This window comes from Streptomyces sp. NPDC093600 (assembly GCF_044764755.1).
In the GTDB taxonomy this organism is placed as follows: domain Bacteria; phylum Actinomycetota; class Actinomycetes; order Streptomycetales; family Streptomycetaceae; genus Streptomyces.
In genome coordinates this window covers 707,296-729,033 of the sequence record NZ_JBIWIU010000002.1, presented here as the reverse complement: position 1 = coordinate 729,033, position 21,738 = coordinate 707,296, and the positions used below count along the sequence as shown (strand labels likewise).

16 protein-coding genes are annotated in these 21,738 nt (G+C 72.0%); 3 read left to right on the top strand and 13 right to left on the bottom strand.

Going from position 1 to position 21,738, the window contains the following annotated elements:
- Window positions 1–94: 94 nt before the first annotated feature.
- The 4 genes from pepN to ACIRB4_RS08955 form a co-directional block, all read right to left on the bottom strand.
- Entirely contained in the window at window positions 95–2,590 is a 2,496-nt protein-coding gene (gene pepN / locus ACIRB4_RS08970; protein WP_403289400.1) for an aminopeptidase N, read from the bottom strand.
- Window positions 2,591–2,755: 165 nt separating this feature from the next.
- Window positions 2,756–3,748, bottom strand: a complete 993-nt coding sequence (locus tag ACIRB4_RS08965) for an asparaginase (RefSeq protein WP_403289399.1) — start codon at window positions 3,746–3,748, stop codon at window positions 2,756–2,758.
- Window positions 3,748–4,062: a chorismate mutase gene (locus ACIRB4_RS08960; RefSeq protein WP_403289398.1), complete on the bottom strand. Its 315-nt coding sequence runs from the start codon at window positions 4,060–4,062 to the stop codon at window positions 3,748–3,750. The genes ACIRB4_RS08965 and ACIRB4_RS08960 overlap by 1 nt, the downstream gene beginning before the upstream one ends.
- An 11-nt stretch (window positions 4,063–4,073) precedes the next feature.
- Window positions 4,074–4,961, bottom strand: coding sequence for an AraC family transcriptional regulator (locus tag ACIRB4_RS08955; RefSeq protein ID WP_403289667.1), 888 nt, complete (start codon window positions 4,959–4,961; stop codon window positions 4,074–4,076).
- Between the two features lie 104 nt (window positions 4,962–5,065).
- Between ACIRB4_RS08955 and ACIRB4_RS08950 the strand changes: the two genes are divergently transcribed.
- On the top strand, window positions 5,066–6,814 hold the full coding sequence (locus tag ACIRB4_RS08950; RefSeq protein WP_403289397.1) for a beta-galactosidase family protein: 1,749 nt from the start codon (window positions 5,066–5,068) through the stop codon (window positions 6,812–6,814).
- Window positions 6,815–6,952: 138 nt separating this feature from the next.
- Here ACIRB4_RS08950 and ACIRB4_RS08945 read toward each other — a convergent pair whose 3' ends face one another.
- Window positions 6,953–7,750, bottom strand: coding sequence for a S1 family peptidase (locus ACIRB4_RS08945; protein ID WP_403289396.1), 798 nt, complete (start codon window positions 7,748–7,750; stop codon window positions 6,953–6,955).
- 140 nt (window positions 7,751–7,890) lie between these two features.
- Here ACIRB4_RS08945 and ACIRB4_RS08940 point away from each other — a divergent pair, with 140 nt between their 5' ends.
- Window positions 7,891–8,775 carry a hypothetical protein gene (locus ACIRB4_RS08940; RefSeq protein WP_403289395.1) on the top strand — a complete coding sequence of 295 codons (885 nt, stop codon included), beginning with the start codon at window positions 7,891–7,893 and terminating at the stop codon, window positions 8,773–8,775.
- Window positions 8,776–8,815: 40 nt separating this feature from the next.
- Window positions 8,816–10,336 (top strand): ankyrin repeat domain-containing protein, encoded by a 1,521-nt coding sequence (locus ACIRB4_RS08935; RefSeq protein ID WP_403289394.1) that lies wholly within the window; start codon window positions 8,816–8,818, stop codon window positions 10,334–10,336.
- A gap of 22 nt (window positions 10,337–10,358) precedes the next feature.
- Here ACIRB4_RS08935 and ACIRB4_RS08930 read toward each other — a convergent pair whose 3' ends face one another.
- The 8 genes from ACIRB4_RS08930 to gltB all read right to left on the bottom strand — a co-directional run bounded on the left by ACIRB4_RS08930 (window position 10,359) and on the right by gltB (window position 21,392).
- Window positions 10,359–10,772: a ribonuclease domain-containing protein gene (locus ACIRB4_RS08930; protein WP_403289393.1), complete on the bottom strand. Its 414-nt coding sequence runs from the start codon at window positions 10,770–10,772 to the stop codon at window positions 10,359–10,361.
- Between the two features lie 417 nt (window positions 10,773–11,189).
- Window positions 11,190–12,839 carry a DEAD/DEAH box helicase gene (locus tag ACIRB4_RS08925; protein ID WP_403289392.1) on the bottom strand — a complete coding sequence of 550 codons (1,650 nt, stop codon included), beginning with the start codon at window positions 12,837–12,839 and terminating at the stop codon, window positions 11,190–11,192.
- A gap of 92 nt (window positions 12,840–12,931) precedes the next feature.
- Window positions 12,932–13,135: a cold-shock protein gene (locus ACIRB4_RS08920; protein ID WP_137989992.1), complete on the bottom strand. Its 204-nt coding sequence runs from the start codon at window positions 13,133–13,135 to the stop codon at window positions 12,932–12,934.
- Window positions 13,136–13,318: 183 nt separating this feature from the next.
- Window positions 13,319–13,936 (bottom strand): TetR/AcrR family transcriptional regulator, encoded by a 618-nt coding sequence (locus ACIRB4_RS08915; protein ID WP_403289390.1) that lies wholly within the window; start codon window positions 13,934–13,936, stop codon window positions 13,319–13,321.
- Window positions 13,937–14,018: 82 nt separating this feature from the next.
- On the bottom strand, window positions 14,019–14,393 hold the full coding sequence (locus ACIRB4_RS08910) for a VOC family protein (RefSeq protein WP_403289389.1): 375 nt from the start codon (window positions 14,391–14,393) through the stop codon (window positions 14,019–14,021).
- A 54-nt stretch (window positions 14,394–14,447) separates the two neighbouring features.
- A complete protein-coding gene (locus ACIRB4_RS08905) occupies window positions 14,448–15,167 on the bottom strand; it encodes a vWA domain-containing protein (RefSeq protein WP_403289388.1) in 720 nt (239 codons plus the stop codon).
- Between the two features lie 212 nt (window positions 15,168–15,379).
- Window positions 15,380–16,840 (bottom strand): glutamate synthase subunit beta, encoded by a 1,461-nt coding sequence (locus ACIRB4_RS08900; RefSeq protein WP_403289387.1) that lies wholly within the window; start codon window positions 16,838–16,840, stop codon window positions 15,380–15,382.
- A complete protein-coding gene (gene gltB, locus ACIRB4_RS08895) occupies window positions 16,833–21,392 on the bottom strand; it encodes a glutamate synthase large subunit (protein ID WP_403289386.1) in 4,560 nt (1,519 codons plus the stop codon). The genes ACIRB4_RS08900 and gltB overlap by 8 nt, the downstream gene beginning before the upstream one ends.
- Window positions 21,393–21,738: the final 346 nt, after the last annotated feature.

Genomic DNA, 21,738 nt, shown 5'->3' with positions numbered 1-21,738 from the left:
TGGGGTGACGGGCATGTGAAGAGGCCCCGCACCCGTGTGGCTGGTCGGGTGCGGGGCGCTCGAAGGGCTCGCGGAAGGGCTGGGCCCGGGTCCGTCAGGGGTTGCGGATGTGGAGGGCCCTGCGCAGGTCGTCCAGTTGGTCGGCGAGTTTGCGGTGGAGGGCGGGGATCAGGGACTCGTCCGTGAGGTGGGCCTCGCCGAGGGCCAGGGAGTCGGGGTCGATCGCGTACGCGGGGAAGGCGTGGCGGCCGGCGGCCTCGGCCATCGCCGGGCCGCGGCGGGCGCCCAGGGCGATGGCGGCGGGGTAGAAGCGGGGGACGTACTCCCGTACGAGCTCGGCCTGTTCGGGCTGCCAGAAGCCTTGGGCGGTGGCGGTGAAGAGGTAGTTCGACAGGTCGTCGGAGCCGAAGAGCCGGGACCAGGCGGCGGCCTTCGCCTCGGGGGTGGGCAGGGCGGCGCGGCAGCGTGCGGCGCCTTCCTGGCCGGTGGCGCTCGGGTCCCGCTCCAGCTCCGCGTCGATCGCGGCCTCGTCGACGGCGCCGAGGACGGCGAGCCGTGCGAGGATCCGCCAGCGCAGCTCCGGGTCGGTCTCGGGGCCGCCGGGGACGGTTCCTTCGGTGAGCCAGGCGGCGATGGTGTCGGGCTGGGTGGCGCTGCTGATGAACGTACGGACGGCGGTCAGGCGCAGTCCGGGGGCGGAGCCGTCCTCGGTGCGGCGGATGAGGTCGCGGGCGAGCGAGGTGATGAGGGCGAGTGCGGCGGGGCGCTCCTCGGCGGGCAGGTAGCGGTCGGCGATCTGGGTGCGGGCGAAGGCGAGCACGCCTTGGACGATGGCGAGGTCGGTCTCCTCCGGGAGGTGCGCGTGCGCGGTCTCCAGGTAGGCGGCGGGTTCGAGTTCGCCGTCGCGGACCATGTCGCGCAGGGTGTTCCAGAGGACGGCGCGGGTGAGGGCGTCGGGGATGCCGGACAGGCCGCGCAGGACGGTCTCCAGCGAGGTGCCGTCCAGGCGGACCTTGGCGTAGGTGAGGTCGCCGTCGTTGAGGACGACGAGTGCGGGGCGCGGGCCGGGGAGTGCGAGGGGCGCGGTCTGCGGGACGTCGATGTCGAGGCGCTCGCGCGGGACGAGCCGGCGGGCGTCGATGAGGTCGCGGTCGTAGACGCCGACGGTGACGCGGTGGGGGCGGCTGCCGTCGTGCCGGACGGTGAGGGTGGTGCGGGTGTCGTCGCCGCCGAGCTCGGGGGTGAGGGTGTCGACGCCGGTGGTGCGCAGCCACTGCTCGGCCCAGGCGTGGACGTCGCGGTCGGTGGCGGAGGCGAGGTTGTCGATGAAGTCGGCGAGGGTGGCGTTGCCGAACCGGTGCCGCTTGAAGTGGGTGTTGATGCCGGCGAGGAAGTCCTTCTCCCCCATCCAGGCGACGAGCTGGCGCAGGGCGGAGGCGCCCTTGGCGTAGGAGATGCCGTCGAAGTTGAGCAGCGCGGAGGCGGTGTCGGGTACGGCGGCGGGGTCGGGGGCGACGGGGTGGGTGGAGGGCCGCTGGTCGGCGTCGTACCCCCAGGCCTTCCGCTCGATGCCGAAGTCGATCCAGGTGTCGGGGAAGCGGTCGGAGCATGCCTCGTTGACGGTCTGGTAGCCCATGTACTCGGCGAAGGACTCGTTCAGCCAGATGTCGTCCCACCAGCGCAGGGTGACGAGGTCGCCGAACCACATGTGCGCCATCTCGTGGGCGATGACCATGGCGCGGGTCTGCCGCTCGGTGACGGTGACGGCGGAGCGGTAGACGAACTCGTCGCGGAAGGTGACGAGTCCGGGGTTCTCCATGGCGCCGGCGTTGAACTCGGGGACGAAGGCCTGGTCGTACGAGTCGAAGGGGTACGGCTCCTCGAACTTCTCGTGGAAGCGGTCGAAGCAGGCCTTGGTGATGTCGAGGATCTCCTCGGCGTCGGCGTCGAGGTGGGGGGCGAGGGAGCGGCGGCAGTGGATGCCGAAGGGCAGGCCGGCGTGTTCGGTGCGTACGGAGTGCCAGGGGCCGGCGGCGACGCAGACGAAGTAGGTGGAGAGCAGGGGGGTGGGGGCTGCCTTCCAGCGTCCGTCGGGCTGCCGGGTGGTGATGCCGTTGGCGAGGACGGTCCATCCCTCGGGGGCGGTGACGCCGACCTCGAAGACGGCCTTCAGGTCGGGCTGGTCGAAGGCGGCGAAGACGCGCTGGACGTCTTCCATGAAGAGCTGGGTGTAGACGTACGATTCGCCGTCGGTCGGGTCCGTGAAGCGGTGCATGCCCTCGCCGGTGCGGGAGTACCGCATGTCGGCCTCGATCCGCAGCTCGTGCTCGCCGGCGGCGAGGCCGGTGAGCGGCAGCCGGTTGCCGTCGAGTGCGGCGGGGCCGAGTGGCCGGCCGTCGAGGAGGGCGGAGCGCAGGGTGGCGGGCTTGAGCTCGACGAAGGTGTCCCCGGCGGTGCGGGCGGTGAACCGGATCACGGTCGTGGAGGCGAAGGTCTGGTCGCCGGTGGTGAGGTCGAGGTCGACCGTGTAGTGCTGGACGTCGAGGAGCTGGGCACGGGTCTGCGCTTCGTCGCGCGTCAGTACGGACATGGGCCCATGCTGCCTGATACCTCCCGGCACGGGGAGGGGGGCCGGTGCGCCTCGACGACGACCCCCGGATTCCCGGCACGGGGACAAGGGCCGGGGCCGTCAGCGAGACAACCCACAGAGCCCCGGCCGGCCACGAAGCCCACGACCGCCTCGCGAACCGAGCTCCTAAAAAACCCTACCCGTGAGGTGGGTGAAGGCGGCCGTGATGCGAGGGCGGTCGTAGCCTCCGGGGCCCGCCGCGCCGGTGGAGAGGAGGGTGTGGAGCAGGAGGCGGGCTTTGGCGGGGTCGAGGGGGCCGGCGGGGATGAGGCCGCGGTGGAGGATGTCGTGTTCGGAGCCGGGGCCGCGGTAGGTGTGGGTGAGGGTGGTTCCGGCGCCCGTGCGGGAGGCGAGGACGACCGGGATGCGGGTGGCGAGCTTCTCCAGGGGTTCGACCAGCCAGGTCGGGACGTGTCCGGCCCCGAAGGCGGCCACCACGAGGCCGTCGTAGCGGGCGTCCAGGCCGGTGAGGAGATCGCCCCGGTCGCCGAGGGCGAGGGTCACCAGGGCCACCCGTACGGTCGGGTCGAGCCGTAGCGGGCAGGGCGCCGAGGGGGTGGCGGGCCGCAGCAGGATCCTGGCCGCGCCTTCGACGACCGAGCCGAGCGGGCCCGCGCCTGGTGAGGCGAAGGTCGCCACGGAGGTGGTGTGGGTCTTGCGGACGTGGCGGGCGGCGTGGATCTCGTCCGCGAGGACGACGAGGACGCCGAGGTGGCGGCAGGCAGGGTCGGCGGCGACCGTGATCGCCGCGGCGAGGTTGGCGGGGCCGTCCGGGCCGGGCAGGTCGGGGCGGCGCATGGCGCCGGTGACGACGATCGGTTCGCCGGTCACGCACAGCAGGTCGAGGAGGAACGCGGTCTCCTCCAGGGTGTCGGTGCCCTGCACCACGACGACGCCGGAGCCCGCCGCGACCGTCTCCCGTACCTCCTCGGTCAGGGCGGCGAGGTCCTCGAAGGAGAGCGAGGAGCTCGGCAGCCGGCGGAAGTCGCGCAGCACGACGTCCACGTCCTTGTCGGGGACGCCGAGTCCTGCGAGGACCTCGGTGCCGGTCATACGGGTCGCGTCGCCGCCCCGTGCGGAGATCGTGCCGCCCAGGGTGAAGACCGTGACCCGGCTCATCAGCGTGCTCCGTCCGCGATGGTCTCGTGGTGGCGGATGACCTCCGCGATGATGAAGTTCAGCAGCTTCTCGGCGAAGCCCGGGTCCAGTTTCGCGCTCTCCGCGAGTTCGCGCAGCCGGGCGATCTGGCGGCCCTCGCGCGCCGGGTCGGCCGGCGGCAGCTGGTGCTTGGCCTTGAGGATGCCGACCTGCTGGGTGCATTTGAAGCGTTCGGCGAGCATGTGGACGACCGCCGCGTCGATGTTGTCGATGCTTTCGCGGAGCCGGTTCAGTTCCGCTCGTACGGTTTCGTCGATGTCGCTGGTGTCGCTCATGGGCAGCGAGCTTAGACGGGTCGGGAGGCGATGGTCGGCGGGTGGTCGGGATGCGGGATCCGGTTGCTCCAGCCGCCGGGCACGGTCCTGCCCTGTTGTTCGCGGAAGCGGATGGGTGCGGTGCCGACACGGCGGGTGAAGAGCCGGGAGAAGTAGGCGGGGTCGTCGTAGCCGACCCGGCGGGCGACGGCGGCGACGGGTAGTTCGGTGGCGGCGAGGAGTTCTTTGGCGCGGCCGAGCCGGAGGGAGAGGAGGTAGTCCTTGGGGCTGCAGCCGGCGGCGCGCCGGACGGCGGTGCGCAGTTCGGCGGGGGTCATGCCGTGGCGGGCGGCGTGTTCGGCGACGGACAGGGGCTGGAAGGCGTCGCGGGCGAGGGCGGTGAGGACGGGGTCGCCGTCGGCGTTGGTGTCGGCGCGGGCGCGGCGCAGGGCGACGAGGAGTTCGTGGACGGCGGCTCCGGTCTCGACCTCCAGGAGGGGGTTGCCGCGCCGGGCGGCGCGGGCGATCCGGCCGATGGCGGCGCGGGCGCCCGCGGCGTCGGAGAGGGGGACGACGGGCCGGTCGGGTTCGATGTAGCCGAGTTCGGTGTAGGTGGCGGTGGCGGGGCCGGCGAAGTCGACGAAGCTTTCGTCCCAGCCGGTGCCGGGGTCGGCGGAGTAGTGGTGGGGGACGCCGGGGGTGAGCCAGATCAGGCTGGGCGCGGTGATGGTGGTGCGTCGGCCGTCGGCGGCGCGGTACCAGCCGCTGCCGGCGCTGATGACGACGGCGACGTGGTGGTCGAGGGTGCGGGGGCCGACGGTGGGCAGTGCGCCGTGCTGGAGTCCGACGCCGAGGCAGACGAGGCCGAGGCGGTGGTGGACCGGGCTGGGCGTGAAGTAGCGCATCCAGGTGTGGTACATCGGGCTCACGCCTCCCCGCGGGTTTCCTCGCGTCTCCCTTACGTCCAAACAGCGCCGATCTTTGTCCATGGACCGGTTCGCCGCCAGAGGGTGAGGGTGAGGTCATGAGCACGTTCGCTGTGGGTGATGAGGATTTCCTTCTGGACGGGCGGCCGGTGCGGCTGCTGTCGGGGGCGCTGCACTACTTCCGGGTGCACGAGGAGCAGTGGGGGCATCGGCTGGGGATGCTGCGGGCGATGGGGCTCAATTGTGTGGAGACGTACGTTCCGTGGAACCTGTACGAGCCGGAGCCGGGCCGGTACGGGGATGTGGCGGCGCTGGGGCGTTTCCTGGACGCGGTCCAGCGGGCCGGGATGTGGGCGATCGTGCGGCCGGGGCCGTACATCTGTGCCGAGTGGGAGAACGGCGGGCTGCCGCACTGGTTGACGGGTCCGCTGGGGCGGCGGGTGCGTACGGACGACGCCGAGTATCTGGTGCATGTCGACCGCTGGTTCGGGGTGCTGCTCCCGCAGGTGGTGGAGCGGCAGATCGACCGGGGCGGGCCGGTGATCATGGTGCAGGTGGAGAACGAGTACGGCAGTTACGGCTCGGACCAGGCGTATCTGGGCCATGTGGCGGGGCTGCTGCGGGACTGCGGGGTGGGGGTGCCGCTGTTCACGTCGGACGGGCCGGAGGATCACATGCTGACGGGCGGTTCGGTGCCCGGGATCCTGGCCACGGCGAACTTCGGTTCGGGGGCGCGGGAGGCGTTCGCGGTGCTGCGGCGGCATCAGCCGTCGGGGCCGCTGATGTGCATGGAGTTCTGGTGCGGCTGGTTCGACCACTGGGGTACGGAGCACTCCGCGCGGGACGCGGCGGACGCGGCGGCGGCGCTGCGGGAGATCCTGGAGTGCGGGGCGTCGGTCAATGTCTACATGGCGCACGGTGGGACGAACTTCGCCGGCTGGGCGGGCGCGAACCGGGCGGGTGCGCTGCACGAGGGGGTGCTGCGGCCGACGGTGACCTCGTACGACTACGACGCGCCGGTGGACGAGGCGGGGCTGCCGACGGAGAAGTTCTGGCGGTTCCGTGAGGTGCTCGCGGCGTTCGCGGAGGGGCCGCTGCCGGAGGTGCCGGAGCCGCCGCGGCGGATCGCGGGCGCGGCGGGGGCGGCGCCGGTGGAGTGGGCTCCGCTGGAGGGGGTTTTGGAGGTGCTGGGCGGCGAGGAGTCGTCGGCGCCGATGCCGCCGACCTTCGAGGAGCTGGGGGTGGACCGGGGGCTGGTCCGCTACCGGCTGGAGGTCCCCGGGCCCCGGCAGCCGTATCCGCTGTCCGTCACCGGGCTGCGCGATCGCGCGGTGGTGTACGTGGACGGGGTGCGTGCGGGGGTGCTGACGGCCGAGGACGCGGTGCTCGCGGAGCCGGTGGCGGGGCCGGCGGTGGTGGAGCTGTGGGTGGAGTCGCTGGGCCGGGTCAACTACGGGCCGCGGCAGGCGGAGTCGAAGGGGATCACGGGAGGGGTGCGGCACGAGCGCCAGTATGTGCACGGGGTACGGGCCCGGGGGCTGCGGCTCGATGCCTTCGAGGCGGACACGGTGTCGAAGGTGCCTTTCCGTCCGGTGGCGGCGGACGCCGGTCCGGGGCTCTACCGGGCGGTCGTGGAGGTCGCGGGAGCGGGTGACGCGGCGCTGTCGCTGCCGGGCTGGACGCGCGGGTTCGTGTGGGTCAACGGTTTCTGCCTGGGGCGGTACTGGGGGGTGGGCCCGCAGGAGACGCTGTTCGCGCCCGGTCCGGTGCTGCGGGAGGGCGGCAACGAGGTGTGGGTGCTGGAACTTGAGGGCGGGGGCGCGGGGGCACGGGTGGAGCTGGCGTAGCGGTTTCACGGACGGCGGGTGGAACGCGTACGTACGCCCGGGGGTGGGCTCCCGCCCCCGGGCGTACGTGTCACGACGTGTCGGGCCGTCGGGCCGTCAGAGGCCACGATGTCAGGCCGTCGTCAGGTCGTCAGGTCGTCAGAGCGTCGCCGCGGCCGACTTGATGGCGGATGCGAACGTCGACACCTCGGTGTAGACACCGGGGTAGCCGGGCCGTGCGCAGCCCTGGCCCCAGCTCACGATGCCGACCTGGATCCACGCGCCGGTGTTGTCGCGGCGGAACATCGGGCCGCCCGAGTCGCCCTGGCAGGTGTCGACTCCGCCCTGGTCGTATCCGGCGCAGATCTCCTCGCTCGGGACGAGGGAGCTGCCGTAGGCCTCCTTGCAGGCGGCGTCGGAGACGAACGGGACCGTCGCCTTGAGGAGGTACCGCTGCTGCGCGCCGCCCTCGCGGGCGGAGCCCCAGCCGGCGACCGTGAACGTGCCGTTGTTGTACGCGGTCGTGTCGGCGATCTTGAGCGTGGGCAGCGAGGTGATCGGCGAGGCGAGCTTGATCAGGGCCCAGTCCTTGCCCGTGCCGTTGTAGCCGGGGGCCTGGAGAACCTTGGTCGAGCGGACCTTGATGGCGCTGCTGCTCTGCAGGTCCACGACTCCGGCGGTGGCGGTGATGCTGGTGTTGTTGCCGGAACCGCTCACGCAGTGGGCGGCGGTGAGCACGATCTGCGGGGTCAGCAGCGAACCGCCGCAGCCCATGGAGAGCCTGACCATCCAGGGGAACTCGCCCTGGGCGGCGCGGGTGCCGCCGACGACGGGCGCCGGCGCGGCGGAGGAGGTGCTGGGCTGAAGGCTGACGGCGGCGAGGACGACGGCGCCGGTGGCGGCGATTCTCTGGAGCGCGCGGACGATCCTGTTCTTCTTCAAGTGACAACCTTTCATGGGGGGTTGGCCTTGATGGCATGTGCCCGTCAAGGCTTGATCCGGATTATGGGCACCGCGTCGCGGGGGCCACAAGGACACGTTTTCGGCCAGGCGGACATGGCCCGGCGGCCCGTAGAGTGGAGAAAAGGGGGTCCGGCGTGCCGAACGCTAACGAAGTCGCCCACGGGTTTCCGCACCTCGACACGGTTCGGACCGCGATCACCGCGCTGTACCGGAGACTGTCGGCGGACGGAGTAAGGCGGTACGCCATCAGCGTGCCGGCGGCGGACGTCGCCTTCGGGGACGAGGACGATCTTCATCTGGGGGCGCAGCGGGTGGCCGCGGCGCTGGTACGCCACCTGGGCCTGCCGGGGCTGCCGCAGGCGCGGATGGTCGTGACCTTCCGGGAGATGGAGCACGCGGCGAGCGTCGAGCTGGCGGCGGGGCCGGAGTACTTCATCGAGCTGAACGACCGCTTCCGCCGGCACCGCCGGGACGTGGGGGCGGCGCTGGCCCACGAGATCACCCATGTGCTGCTGCACCGGCTCGACCTGGGCTTCGCGACCACCCGCGACAACGAGATCCTCACGGACGTGGTGACCACGTATCTGGGGGCGGGGTGGCTGCTGCTCGACGCGTACCGGGAGGACGCGGTGTCGAGCCAGAAGCTGGGCTATCTGACGCCGGAGGAGTTCGGTTACGTGCTGGCCAAGCGCGCGGAGGTCTTCGACGAGGACCCCTCGCCCTGGTTCACGAGCGCGGCGGCGTACGAGGCGTGGGTACGCGGCCGGGACCTGGCGGCCGGCGACCGCCGGCGGCCCCCGCTGGCGCAGGCCGGGTGGGCGGCGCGGCACCGCTACACCAAGGAGCGGCGGTACGGCCGGGCGGCCCCGGGCGCCTCGTACGCCTTCGAGGGCACGGGGGCGTCGATGCGGGTCTCCTTCCCGTGCCCGGTCTGCCGGCAGCGGCTGCGGGTCCCGGCGGGGCGACGGCTCCACGCGAGGTGCCGGGTGTGCGGGTCGGTGCTGGAGTGCGAGGCGTAATGATTTGCGCCGTCCGGGCGGCCCGGGTCAGGGTCGGTGGATGAGCACGTTGTTCAACGCAATTCTCGACGGAGACGTCGACGCCGTCGTACGGGCCCTGCGGGGCGGGGAACCGGCCGAGGCCGTGACGGGCGGGCAGACCGCGCTGTACCTGGCCGCCGTCGCGGACGAGGCCGCGATCGTACGGGTGCTGCTCGCCGCCGGGGCGGACCCGGCGCGGGGCAGTGGCGACGAGGGCGGGGACCTGCCGCTGTGCGGGGCGGCGTGCGGAGGGCATGCCGAGGTGGTACGGGCGCTGCTCGCCGCCGGGGTGCACCCGGACCAGGAGGAGGTGTACGGGTTCACGGCCATGGCCTGGGCCGTGCGGCTCGGGCACGCGGAGACCGTGCGAGCCCTGCTGGAGCACGGCGCCGACCCCGACCGCCCCGGCCCCGACGGCCTGCCGCCGCTCGTCGCGGCGGCCCGGCGGGGATCCACGCCGAGCGTCCGCGCACTCCTCGAACACGGCGCCGGCGGCCTGGAGGACGCACTGCGCGAGGCACGCCGCTGGATCGGCGTGGACATCGCGGGCGCCGTGCTGCGCGGCCTGCTGGAGACGCACGGCTCCGAACCGTACGAGGCCGTCGTCCGCCGCGTCCGGGAGGACGGCGGGATCACCGTCGTCGTCGACCTGCTGCGGGAGGACGGCACTCCCGGCAGCGGCAACGAACAGCAGACCGGCCACGCCGCGATCGCCACGCTCCTGGAGACCGCGCTCGGCGTCCGCACGCCGTACGAGGAGCTCGCCGCCCGGGCCCTGCGGTGCGAGGACCCCGACCTGGATGACTGGACCGAGGCGGTCGCGGCCCTGGCGAGCCGCGCCGACGAGGAGACCTTCCAGGCGGCCGCCGCCTGGTGCGCGAGCGGCACTCCTCTGCGCCGGGCCCTGGGCGCATCGGTCCTGGGCGGCCTGGACACCTTCGGCCCCCGCGGCCTCCCGCTGCTCCGCCGCCTGGCGACGGAGACGCTCTCGACCACGGGGGCCTCGACGGCGGGAGGCCCCGCGTCGGGGCCGGTGGGCGGCGAGGGCGGGCGGGAGCCTGCGCTGTCCGTGGTCGCGGCGCTGGGGCGGGTCGGGGACTCGGCCGGGCTGCCGGAGCTGCTGGCGTTCGCCGGGCACCCCGACGCCGAGGTGCGGCGGGCGGTCGGGACCGCGCTCACCGGGCTCGTACCGGCCGGGCACGCGCGGGCCGTCGACACGCTGGTGGCGCTGAGCCGGGACCACGACTCCGGGGTGCGGGACTGGGCGACACTGGCCCTCGCGGAGGTGCCCGAGGACACGCCGGCCGTGCGGGAGTCCCTGGCGGCGCGGCTCGGCGACCCCGATCCGGACGTGGTCGCCGAGGCGGCCCGGGGCCTGGCGATGCGTCAGGACCCGCGCGCCACCGAGGCCCTCGCCGCCCTCCTCGCGGACGGCGCCCCGGACGGCACGGCCCGCGACACGGCCCTCGCCGCCCTGGAGTTCGTCCGCGACGAGCGGGTCAGGCGGCGGCTGGAGTGGACGGCTCCCCGCTGCCGCTGACGTCCACCCCCGCGCGCACCGGTCAGCAGGTGTGGTCGACGAGGTCGAACGAGGCGTAGTGGTCGGCGGTGTAGTAGTCCTCCCGGTACGACTCGCCGGTCACGATCCGGCGGGCTCCCCGGGTGGAGGAGCCGGGCGTCTTGACCGTGTACTCGTGGTAGTAGCCGGTCGAGTGGGCCGGGAGGATGCCTTCCCGGTTCTGGAAGACGCCGCCGTCCTGGCGGTACGGGAAGGGGCCGCCCGACTCGATCAGGCGGAGGGTGTCGTGCGCCTGGGAGGGGAGGTCGGAGGAGCAGATGTCCCCGACGGCGGCGGCCGGGGCGGTGGCCGGGAGCGGCGCCGGGGTGACGGCGGCCGTGGCCGGGGCGCCGACGAGCAGGGCCGAGAGCAGGGCGGCGGTGCCGCCGATGACGGTGAGGCGTGGGGGGATGCGCATGGACAGCATGATGAGGCGCGGAGAACCACCAGCGGCAGCCCAACTCGCTTGAATTCCCCGGACGTTGACTTCGTCCGCCGAGTGTGCGGACGATGTGCGCGCGGTGTGCGCGGTGTACGCGCCCCTTGTCCGCGCGCCCTCCCGCCCTGCGTCCCGGACACGCGGGTCGCCGGGCCCCGGCGTGGTTCACCTGGGCCCGGCGGGCGTTCCTAGGTCGTGTCCGGAAAATCTCGCCTGGTCCGCGACGCCCTGCACGCACTCCCCCGTAGCCCTTCGGGCACGGGAGGCGCCCCCACGCTGCGTTGGCCACAAACCCAAGTAGCTCCGCTCCGAGGGCTTCCGGCCGCCTTGCGATCGCACGCACCGGACGCCGCAGACCCGCCCTCCGGGCGGACGGCGATACTTTCCGGACACTCCCTAGGCCGCGCCCCGGCGGGCGCCGCCGCCGCTGCGGGTGCGGGTGGCCGGAGCGCCGCCCGTACCCGTACGGCTGGTGGAGGTGGTGCGCGAGCGTCCGCCGGCGCCGCCGGCCCCGCCGCCACCGCGGCGCGAGCGCTGGCCGCCGGTCCTCGGGGCGCCGGACCTGGACGCGCCGCCGCGGCCCTGTGCGGGCTGCGCCGGCTGCGGGACGTCGATGACGACCGGTATACCGGAGGGCTCCCGGGCGCCGGTGAGACGGGTCAGTTCCTCGTCGCTCGACTTGATCTGCGCCGTGCGGGGGCTGATGCCCGCGTTGGACATGAGCCGGCTCATGTCCCGCTTCTGCTCGGGCAGGACGAGGGTGACCACGCTGCCGGACTCGCCCGCCCGGGCGGTGCGGCCGCCGCGGTGCAGGTAGTCCTTGTGGTCGATCGGCGGGTCGACGTTCACGACCAGGTCGAGGTCGTCGACGTGGATGCCACGGGCGGCCACGTTGGTCGCGACGAGGACGGTGACCTGGCCGGTCTTGAACTGGTCCAGGGTGCGGTTGCGCTGCGGCTGGGAACGACCGCCGTGCAGGCCGGAGGCGCGGACACCGCTCGCGAGGAGCCGCTTGACCAGCCGGTCCACGGCACGCTTGGTGTCGAGGAAGAGGATCGTGCGGCCGTCGCGGGCCGCGATCCGCGTGGTGACGGCCTTCTTGTCGGTCTCGTCGGCGACGTAGAGCAGGTGGTGCTCCATCGTCGTCACCGCGCCCGCCGAGGGGTCGACGGAGTGCACGACCGGGTCGGTGAGGAACATCTTCACCAGCCGGTCGATGTTCTGGTCGAGCGTCGCGGAGAACAGCATCCGCTGACCGTCGGGCTCGACCTGCTTGAGCAGCGCGACGACCTGCGGCATGAAGCCCATGTCGGCCATCTGGTCGGCCTCGTCCAGGACCGTGATCGCGACCTGGTCGAGGCGGCAGTCGCCGCGCTCGATCAGGTCCTTGAGGCGGCCGGGCGTGGCGACGAGGACCTCGGCGCCGCGGCGCAGCGAGTTGGCCTGCTTGGTGATGGACATGCCGCCGACGACGGTCGCCACGCGCAGCTGCACGGAGGTCGCGTACGGGGTGAGGGCGTCGGTCACCTGCTGCGCGAGCTCGCGGGTGGGCACGAGGACCATGGCGAGCGGCGCCCTGGGCTCGGCGCGGCGGCCCGCGGTGCGGGCGAGCAGGGCGAGGCCGAAGGCGAGGGTCTTGCCGGAGCCGGTGCGGCCGCGGCCGAGGATGTCCCGGCCGGCGAGCGAGTTCGGCAGGGTGGCGCCCTGGATCGGGAACGGCTCGGTGACGCCCTGGGCGTTGAGCGTCTTGACCAGCGCCGCGGGCATGTCGAGGGCGTCGAAGGACTCGACGGAGGGGAGCGCGGGCGTCAGCGTCTCCGGGAGGGTGAACTCACGCGGCGGCGGAGGTGTGGCCGGGCCGCGGCCGCGCGAGGCGCCGCCCTTGCCCTTGGCGGCACCGGTGCCGGCGCCACGGCGCGAGCCGGCACCGCCGCCCGAGCCGTTACGGCTGCCGGAGCCGCGCGCGGGGCGGCCCGAGGCATTTCCGGACGGGGTTCCGGAAGTGGAGTCCGCGGCCCGGCGGGGCCGCTTTTCGGAGCGAGTCATACGGAAATGCCTTCCTGGCCTGAGCACAGCGCGAGCCGGGACCCGCACCTGCGCGGTGCGGGCCCCGGCTGCGAGAAAACGCGTTACGGCAATCAGGCGGGGAGGATGTTCTCCGCCTGCGGGCCCTTCTGGCCCTGCGTGACGTCGAAGGAGACCTTCTGGCCTTCCTGGAGCTCACGGAAGCCGGAGGTCGCGATGTTGGAGTAGTGGGCGAAGACGTCGGCGCCGCCGCCGTCCTGCTCGATGAAGCCGAAGCCCTTTTCCGAGTTGAACCACTTCACGGTTCCAGTAGCCATGTGTATCTCCTGAACAGGTAGGGGCCCCATCCCGGAGAGTCCGGAAAACAAAATTGCGCCTGAAGGAACATTCCCGTCAGGCGCACATAAAGTTCATGGGTACCAAAACTAGCAACGGAGAAACAGTAGCATGCCGTCCCGCCCCAGGGGCGGGACAGCGACGAGCGTCACACGCGCCTCGGGTCAGGTGCGTACGGCGATTCCGTCCAGGACCATCGAGAGGTACTGGCGGGCGATCTCCTCCGGGCTGTGCTGTCCGCCCGGCCGGTACCAGGACGCGGCGACCCAGACGGTGTCGCGCACGAACCGGTAGGTGAGCCGGACATCGAGGTCGGCCCGGAACACCCCGGCCTCGACGCCCCGCTCCAGCGTGCCCAGCCACGCCTTCTCGAACTTCTGCCGCGAGTCGGCGAGGTAGCCGAAGCGGGGCTGCCCGGTGAGGTGTCGGGACTCCTTCTGGTAGATGGCGACGGCGGCGCGGTGCCGGTCGATCTCCCGGAAGGACTCGGTGACCAGGGCCTCGATGGTCGCCCTGGGCCCGAGCCCGGCGGCGAGGACGGCGTCGTACCCCTCCCACAGCTCGGTCAGGAAACGGGAGAGGATCTCGTCGAGCATCGATTCCTTGGAATCGAAGTGGTAGTAGAGGCTGCCCGCGAGCATGCCGGCCGCGTCCGCGATCTCGCGGACGGTGGTGGCGTTGTAGCCCTGGGCGGCGAACACCTCGGCCGCGGTGGCGAGGAGCTCCTCACGCCGCTCGGGCGAGGCGGTCGCCGGGGTCTTCCTGCTGCTGTTCGTCGGCACGTCACCATTCTGGAACACCGGCACGGGACAGCTTCCGTCCGGTCACTCCGCCCGGTTCACTCCGCCTGTTCACTCCGCGCAGTCACTCCGCGCGTTCGCCGGCGGAACGCTCCACGCAGAACTCGTTGCCCTCGGGATCGGCCAGCGTCGCCCAGCCCGTACCGTCGGTGTTCCGACGGTCGTCCACCAGGGTCGCGCCCAGCCGCAGCAGCCGCTCGACCTCCTCGTCGCGGGTGCGGTCCTGCGGCTGGAGGTCGAGGTGGACCCGGTTCTTGACCGACTTCTTCTCGGGCACGGTCACGAAGAGGAGCGCGGCGCCGGGCGCCTGCACCAGTGCCTCCTCGTCGCCCGGCCGGTCGTCGTCGGAGAGCCGGGAGTCCAGCGCGGCTGCCCAGAACGTGGCCAGGGCGTAGGCGTCGGAGCTGTCGATCGTCACATGTCTCACCAGAGATGCCATGGCGTCACCCTGTCGGACGGGGGTCCGCTGCGGCCACTGGTTTACGACCCGGCCTCACGACCGCACGATGGCCTGGGCGCGCGCCGCGGACAGCCAGAGGGGGAACTCCGCGACGATCCGGTCGTACAGCTCCGCGTCCGGAACCCGGCGCGGGTCCTCGCCCGCGTGGAAGAAGCCGGCGTTGTCGACGGGCCGCTTGGCGGGGACCGCCAGCTCGTCCAGCTTGCGCAGGAACTCGAACTGCCGGCTGCCCGGGTCGCCGAAGCCGATGAACTGCCAGAAGATCGGCAGCTTCGCCGCCTTGCACAGATAGCGCTCGGCGGCGAGCTTGTTGATCGGCCCGCCGTCGGTCTGGAAGACGACGAGCGCGGGCGCGGTGGTACCGCTGTCGAGGTAGTGGTCGATGACGGCGTCCATCGCCAGGTGGTAACTCGTCCTGCCCATGTGGCCGAGGCCGGCGACGATCCGGTCGATCCGGCCCTCGTGGTCGTCGAGCGCGATGTCGGTCTCGGCGTCGATGTCGGTGGAGAAGAACACGACCGGCACCCGCCCGTCGTCGTCCAGGTTCGCGGAGAGCCCCAGCACCCGGTCGGCGAGCGCCTGGACGCTGCCGTCCTGGTAGTACGGCTTCATCGACCCGGAGTAGTCGAGCACGAGGTAGACGGCGACGCGCTGTCCGCTCATGCCGTGCTTCCGGAGCGAGACCCCCGCCGACTTGTACAGGCTCACCAGCGCGGGTGCGGACTCCTCGACCTTGCGCAGACTCAGCGCCACGGACGGCTCCCCTCCATCGTGCCCCCTACGAGGTGCCGAGCGTACGTGATCGTCCACGGGCGCCGAGGTCGGTGCGTCGCGTGCCTGTCTCCCGTACCGGAGCGCGCCGCGGCGCCCGCCCAGTCGTCCGGTCGGGGACAGTGGGGCAGGCGCCGCGCTCAGTTCCGCACTCCGTTGTACGGGACGTCAGGTGGGGTCGTCGGACCCCGGGGTCAGACCGTCAGGGCACGGTCCGTCGGGCGGATCGGGGCCGGGAGGTCGCTCGCACCCGTCAGGAAGCGGTCGACTCCGCGCGCCGCCGAGCGGCCCTCGGCGATCGCCCAGACGATCAGCGACTGGCCGCGGCCCGCGTCGCCGGCCACGAACACGCCGCCGACGTTGGTGGCGAAGTCCGCGTCCCGCGCGATGTTACCGCGCTCGTCGAGCTCCAGGCCGAACTGCGAGACCAGGCCGTTCTCGACGTCCGTGCCCGTGAAGCCCATCGCGAGCGTGACCAGCTGGGCGGGGATCTTGCGCTCCGTGCCCGGCTTCTGGGTCAGCTTACCCTCGACGAACTCGACCTCGACCAGGTGCAGGAACTGGACGTTGCCGTCCTCGTCGCCCTCGAAGTGGGTGGTGGAGACGGAGTAGACCCGCTCGCCGCCCTCCTCGTGCGCAGAGGTGACCTTGTAGAGCATCGGGAAGGTCGGCCAGGGCTGGCCGGCCGTCCGCTCCTCGCCCGGACGCGGCATGATCTCCAGCTGCGTGACCGAGGCCGCGCCCTGGCGGTGGGCGGTGCCCACGCAGTCCGCGCCGGTGTCGCCGCCGCCGATGACGACGACGTGCTTGCCCTCGGCCGTGATCGGCGGGGTGACGAAGTCGCCCTCGACGACCTTGTTGGCGAGCGGCAGGTACTCCATCGCCTGGTGGATGCCGTTCAGCTCCCGGCCGGGGACGGGCAGGTCGCGGGCGGTGGTGGCGCCCGCGGCGATGACCACGGCGTCGTACCGCTTGCGCAGGTCGGTCGCCGTGATGTCGCGGCCGATCTCGACACCTGTACGGAACTTGGTGCCCTCCGCGCGCATCTGCTCGATGCGGCGGTTGATGTGCCGCTTCTCCATCTTGAACTCGGGGATGCCGTAGCGCAGCAGGCCGCCGATGCGGTCGGCGCGCTCGAAGACGGCGACCGTGTGGCCGGCCCGGGTCAGCTGCTGGGCGGCGGCGAGACCTGCCGGGCCGGAGCCGATGACGGCGACGGTCTTGCCGGACAGGCGCTCGGGCGCCTGCGGCTTGACGTCGTTGCGGTCCCATGCCTGGTCGATGATGGAGACTTCGACGTTCTTGATGGTGACGGCCGGCTGGTTGATGCCGAGCACGCACGCGGCCTCGCACGGAGCCGGGCACAGGCGGCCGGTGAACTCCGGGAAGTTGTTGGTGGCGTGCAGCCGCTCGGAGGCCTGCTCCCAGTCCTCGCGGTAGGCGTAGTCGTTCCACTCGGGGATGAGGTTCCCGAGCGGGCAGCCGTTGTGGCAGAACGGGATGCCGCAGTCCATGCAGCGGCCGGCCTGCTTGCTGATGATCGGCAGCAGGGAGCCGGGGACGTAGACCTCGTTCCAGTCCTTGACTCGCTCGCCCACGGGGCGGGTCTTGGCGACCTCGCGTCCGGTGGTCAGGAAGCCCTTGGGGTCAGCCATGGGTCGCCGCCTCCATCATCTTCTCGGTGGTCTCGGCCTCGGAGAGACCGGCGAGCTCAGCGGCGTCCTTGGCGGCGAGCACTGCCTTGTACGTGGTGGGGATGATCTTGCTGAAGCGGTCCACGTTCACGGACCAGTCCGCGAGGAGCTTCTCCGCGACGGTCGAGCCGGTCTCCTCGTGGTGGCGGCGCACGACGTCGTGCAGCCACGCCTTGTCGGAGTCCGACAGGGCCTCGATCGCCTCCAGGTTGCCGGAGTTGACGTTGTCCCGGTCGAGGTCGACGACGTACGCGACGCCGCCGGACATGCCGGCCGCGAAGTTGCGCCCCGTCTCGCCGAGGACGACCGCCGTACCGCCGGTCATGTACTCGCAGCCGTGGTCGCCCACGCCCTCCGAGACGACCAGGGCGCCGGAGTTGCGGACGCAGAAGCGTTCGCCGGTGCGGCCGCGCAGGAACAGCTCGCCGCCGGTGGCGCCGTACGCGATGGTGTTGCCGGCGATGGTGGAGTACTCGGCGAGGTGGTCGGCGCCCCGGTCGGGGCGGACGACGATCCGGCCGCCGGAGAGGCCCTTGCCGACGTAGTCGTTGGCGTCGCCCTCCAGGCGGAGGGTGACACCGGCCGGCAGGAAGGCGCCGAAGGACTGGCCGGCGGAGCCGGTGAAGGTGATGTCGATGGTGTCGGCGGGCAGGCCCGCGCCACCGAACTTCTTCGTCACCTCGTGGCCGAGCATGGTGCCGACCGTGCGGTTGATGTTGCGGATCGCGACCTGGGCCCGGACCGGCTGCGCCTCTTCGGCGCTCGCCGCGCCCAGCGCCTCGGCGGCGAGCTCGATCAGCTCGTTGTCGAGGGCCTTCTCCAGGCCGTGGTCCTGCTCGATCAGGGCGTGGCGGACCGCGCCCTCGGGCAGCTCGGGCACGTGGAAGAGCGGGGCCAGGTCCAGGCCCTGCGCCTTCCAGTGCGTCACGGCGCGGCTGGTGTCGAGCAGCTCGGCGTGGCCGACGGCCTCTTCGAGGGTGCGGAAGCCCAGCTCGGCGAGGAGTTCGCGGACCTCCTCGGCGATGAACTCGAAGAAGTTGACGACGTACTCGGCCTTGCCGGAGAACCGGTCGCGCAGGACCGGGTTCTGGGTGGCGATGCCGACCGGGCACGTGTCCAGGTGGCAGACGCGCATCATGACGCAGCCGGAGACGACGAGCGGCGCGGTCGCGAAACCGAACTCCTCGGCGCCGAGGAGCGCGGCGATGACGACGTCGCGGCCGGTCTTGAGCTGACCGTCGGTCTGGACGACGATCCGGTCGCGCAGGCCGTTGAGCAGCAGGGTCTGCTGGGTCTCGGCGAGGCCGAGCTCCCAGGGGCCGCCCGCGTGCTTCAGCGACGTGAGCGGCGAGGCGCCCGTACCGCCGTCGTGGCCGGAGATGAGGACGACGTCCGCGTGCGCCTTGGAGACACCGGCGGCAACCGTGCCGACGCCGACCTCGGAGACCAGCTTCACGTGGATGCGGGCCGCCGGGTTGGCGTTCTTGAGGTCGTGGATCAGCTGGGCCAGGTCCTCGATGGAGTAGATGTCGTGGTGCGGCGGCGGCGAGATCAGACCGACACCCGGGGTGGAGTGCCGGGTCTTGGCGACCCACGGGTAGACCTTGTGGCCGGGCAGCTGGCCGCCCTCGCCGGGCTTGGCGCCCTGCGCCATCTTGATCTGGATGTCGTCCGCGTTGACCAGGTACTCGCTCGTGACACCGAAGCGGCCGGAGGCGACCTGCTTGATGGAGGAGCGGCGCGCCGGGTCGTACAGGCGCTCCGGGTCCTCGCCGCCCTCACCGGTGTTGGACTTGCCGCCCAGCTGGTTCATGGCGATCGCGAGGGTCTCGTGCGCCTCCTGGGAGATGGAGCCGTACGACATGGCGCCGGTCGAGAACCGCTTGACGATCTCGGAGACCGGCTCGACCTCGTCGAGGGGGATGGAGGGGCGGTCGGAGGTGAAGCCGAACAGGCCGCGGAGCGTCATCAGGCGCTCGGACTGCTCGTTCACCCGCTCCGTGTACTTCTTGAAGATGTCGTACCGCTTGTTGCGCGTGGCGTGCTGCAGGCGGAAGACGGTCTCCGGGTCGAACAGGTGCGGCTCGCCCTCGCGGCGCCACTGGTACTCGCCGCCGATGTCCAGCGCGCGGTGCGCGGAGGGGACGCCGGAGACGGGGTACGCCTTGGCGTGGCGGGCGGCGACCTCCTTGGCGACGACGTCGAGCCCGGCGCCGCCGATCTTGGTGGCGGTGCCGTTGAAGTACTTGTGGACGAAGGCCTCGTCGAGGCCGACGGCCTCGAAGACCTGGGCGCCGCGGTAGGAGGCGACGGTCGAGATGCCCATCTTGGACATGACCTTGAGGACGCCCTTGCCGAGGGCGTAGATCAGGTTGCGGATGGCCTGCTCGGGCTCCATGCCCTCGATGAAGGTGCCGGCGCGGACCAGGTCCTCGACCGACTCCATGGCGAGGTACGGGTTGACCGCGGCGGCGCCGTAGCCGATGAGGAGCGCGACGTGGTGGACCTCGCGGACGTCGCCGGCCTCGACGAGGAGGCCCACCTGGGTGCGCTGCTTGGTGCGGATGAGGTGGTGGTGGACGGCCGCGGTGAGCAGCAGCGACGGGATGGGCGCGTGCTCGGCGTCGGAGTGCCGGTCGGAGAGGACGATCAGACGGGCGCCGCCCTCGATCGCCGCGTCGGCCTCGGCGCAGATCTCCTCGATGCGGGCGGCGAGCGCGTCGCCTCCGCCGGAGACCCGGTACAGGCCGGACAGGGTCACGGCCTTCATGCCGGGCATGTCGCCGTCGGCGTTGATGTGGATGAGCTTGGCCAGCTCGTCGTTGTCGATCACCGGGAAGGGCAGGGTGACGCTCCGGCACGACGCGGCGGTCGGCTCCAGGAGGTTGCCCTGCGGGCCCAGCGAGGAGCGCAGGCTGGTCACCAGCTCCTCGCGGATGGCGTCCAGCGGCGGGTTGGTGACCTGGGCGAAGAGCTGGGTGAAGTAGTCGAAGAGCAGCCGGGGGCGCTCGGACAGGGCCGCGATCGGGGAGTCCGTACCCATGGAGCCGAGCGGCTCGCCGCCGGTGCGGGCCATCGGGGCGAGGATGACGCGGAGCTCTTCCTCGGTGTAGCCGAAGGTCTGCTGGCGGCGGGTGACCGAGGCGTGGGTGTGGACGATGTGCTCGCGCTCGGGGAGGTCGGAGAGCTCGATCTCGCCGGTCTCCAGCCACTCCTGGTAGGGGAGTTCGGCGGCGAGGCCGGCCTTGATCTCGTCGTCCTCGATGATCCGGTGCTCGGCGGTGTCGACGAGGAACATCTTGCCGGGCTGCAGGCGGCCCTTGCGGACGACCTTGGCGGGGTCGATGTCGAGGACGCCGACCTCGGAGGAGAGGACGACGAGGCCCTCGTCGGTGACCCAGTAGCGGCCGGGGCGCAGACCGTTGCGGTCGAGGACCGCGCCGACCTGGACGCCGTCGGTGAAGGTGACGCAGGCCGGGCCGTCCCAGGGCTCCATCATCGTGGCGTGGTACTGGTAGAAGGCGCGCCGGGCCGGGTCCATGGTCTCGTGGTTCTCCCACGCCTCCGGGACCATCATCAGGACGCTGTGCGGGAGGGAGCGCCCGCCGAGGTGCAGCAGCTCAAGGACCTCGTCGAAGGAGGCGGAGTCGGAGGCGTCCGGGGTGCAGACGGGGAAGATGCGGTCGAGCTCGCCCTCGCCGAACAGGTCGGAGGCCAGCTGGGACTCCCGGGCCACCATCCAGTTGCGGTTGCCCTTGACCGTGTTGATCTCGCCGTTGTGCGCGACGAAGCGGTACGGGTGGGCGAGCGGCCAGCTCGGGAAGGTGTTGGTGGAGAACCGGGAGTGGACCAGGGCCACGGCGGTGGCGCAGCGGCGGTCCGACAGGTCCGGGAAGAAGGGCTCCAGCTGGCCGGTGGTCAGCATGCCCTTGTAGACGATGGTGCGGGCGGAGAGCGACGGGAAGTACGTCCCGGCCTCGCGCTCGGCGCGCTTGCGCAGCAGGAACGCCTTGCGGTCGAGGACGATGCCCTCGCTGCTGCCGTCCGCCACGAACAGCTGGCGGAAGACGGGCATGGTGGCGCGGGCGGAGGCGCCGAGCAGCTCGGGGGCGACGGGAACCTCGCGCCAGCCGAGGACCGTGAGACCTTCTTCGGACGCGATCGTCTCGATCTGCGAGACGGCCTGTGCGGAGCCGTCGGCAGGGAGGAAGGCGATGCCGACGGCGTACGCGCCGGCGGCCGGAAGGTCGAAGTCGGTGACCTCGCGCAGGAAGGCGTCGGGGACCTGGAGCAGGATGCCGGCGCCGTCTCCCGAGTCGGGCTCGGAGCCGGTGGCGCCGCGGTGTTCGAGATTGCGCAGTACGGTCAGCGCCTGCTCGACCAGTGTGTGGCTGGCTACACCGGTGAGGGTGGCCACGAACCCGACACCACAGGCGTCGTGTTCGTTACGGGGGTCGTACATCCCCTGCGGAGCGGGGCGACCGTCCATGGGCGACCAGGCGTCGGAACGCATCGGCTCTCCCGTCGTCGTCGTGGCATATGCAGCAGCCGAGGGACGACGTTGGCCCTCCGCGAAATTTCGTGCAGGTTACATGATGGCTGGCTTCTCGGGAAGCGGATAGCGCATTCCAGCATGCGGACACCGCTGACACGGAGCGGTGGTGTCGGTTCACGTGGGGACAGGTCGATCTCGTGGCGTTCGAGGGGGTTCGAGGACCCGTCGAGGAGCGGGCCTCATTGCCCGCGGCGCTTACGCCTCATGCCCGGTGGTCCGGGACTCGAAACCGCCCGTTAACGGCTACCTATTCAGCACTATGCATAGTGTCTCACCGGGGCGGTGGATCCGCCCAGGGGATATA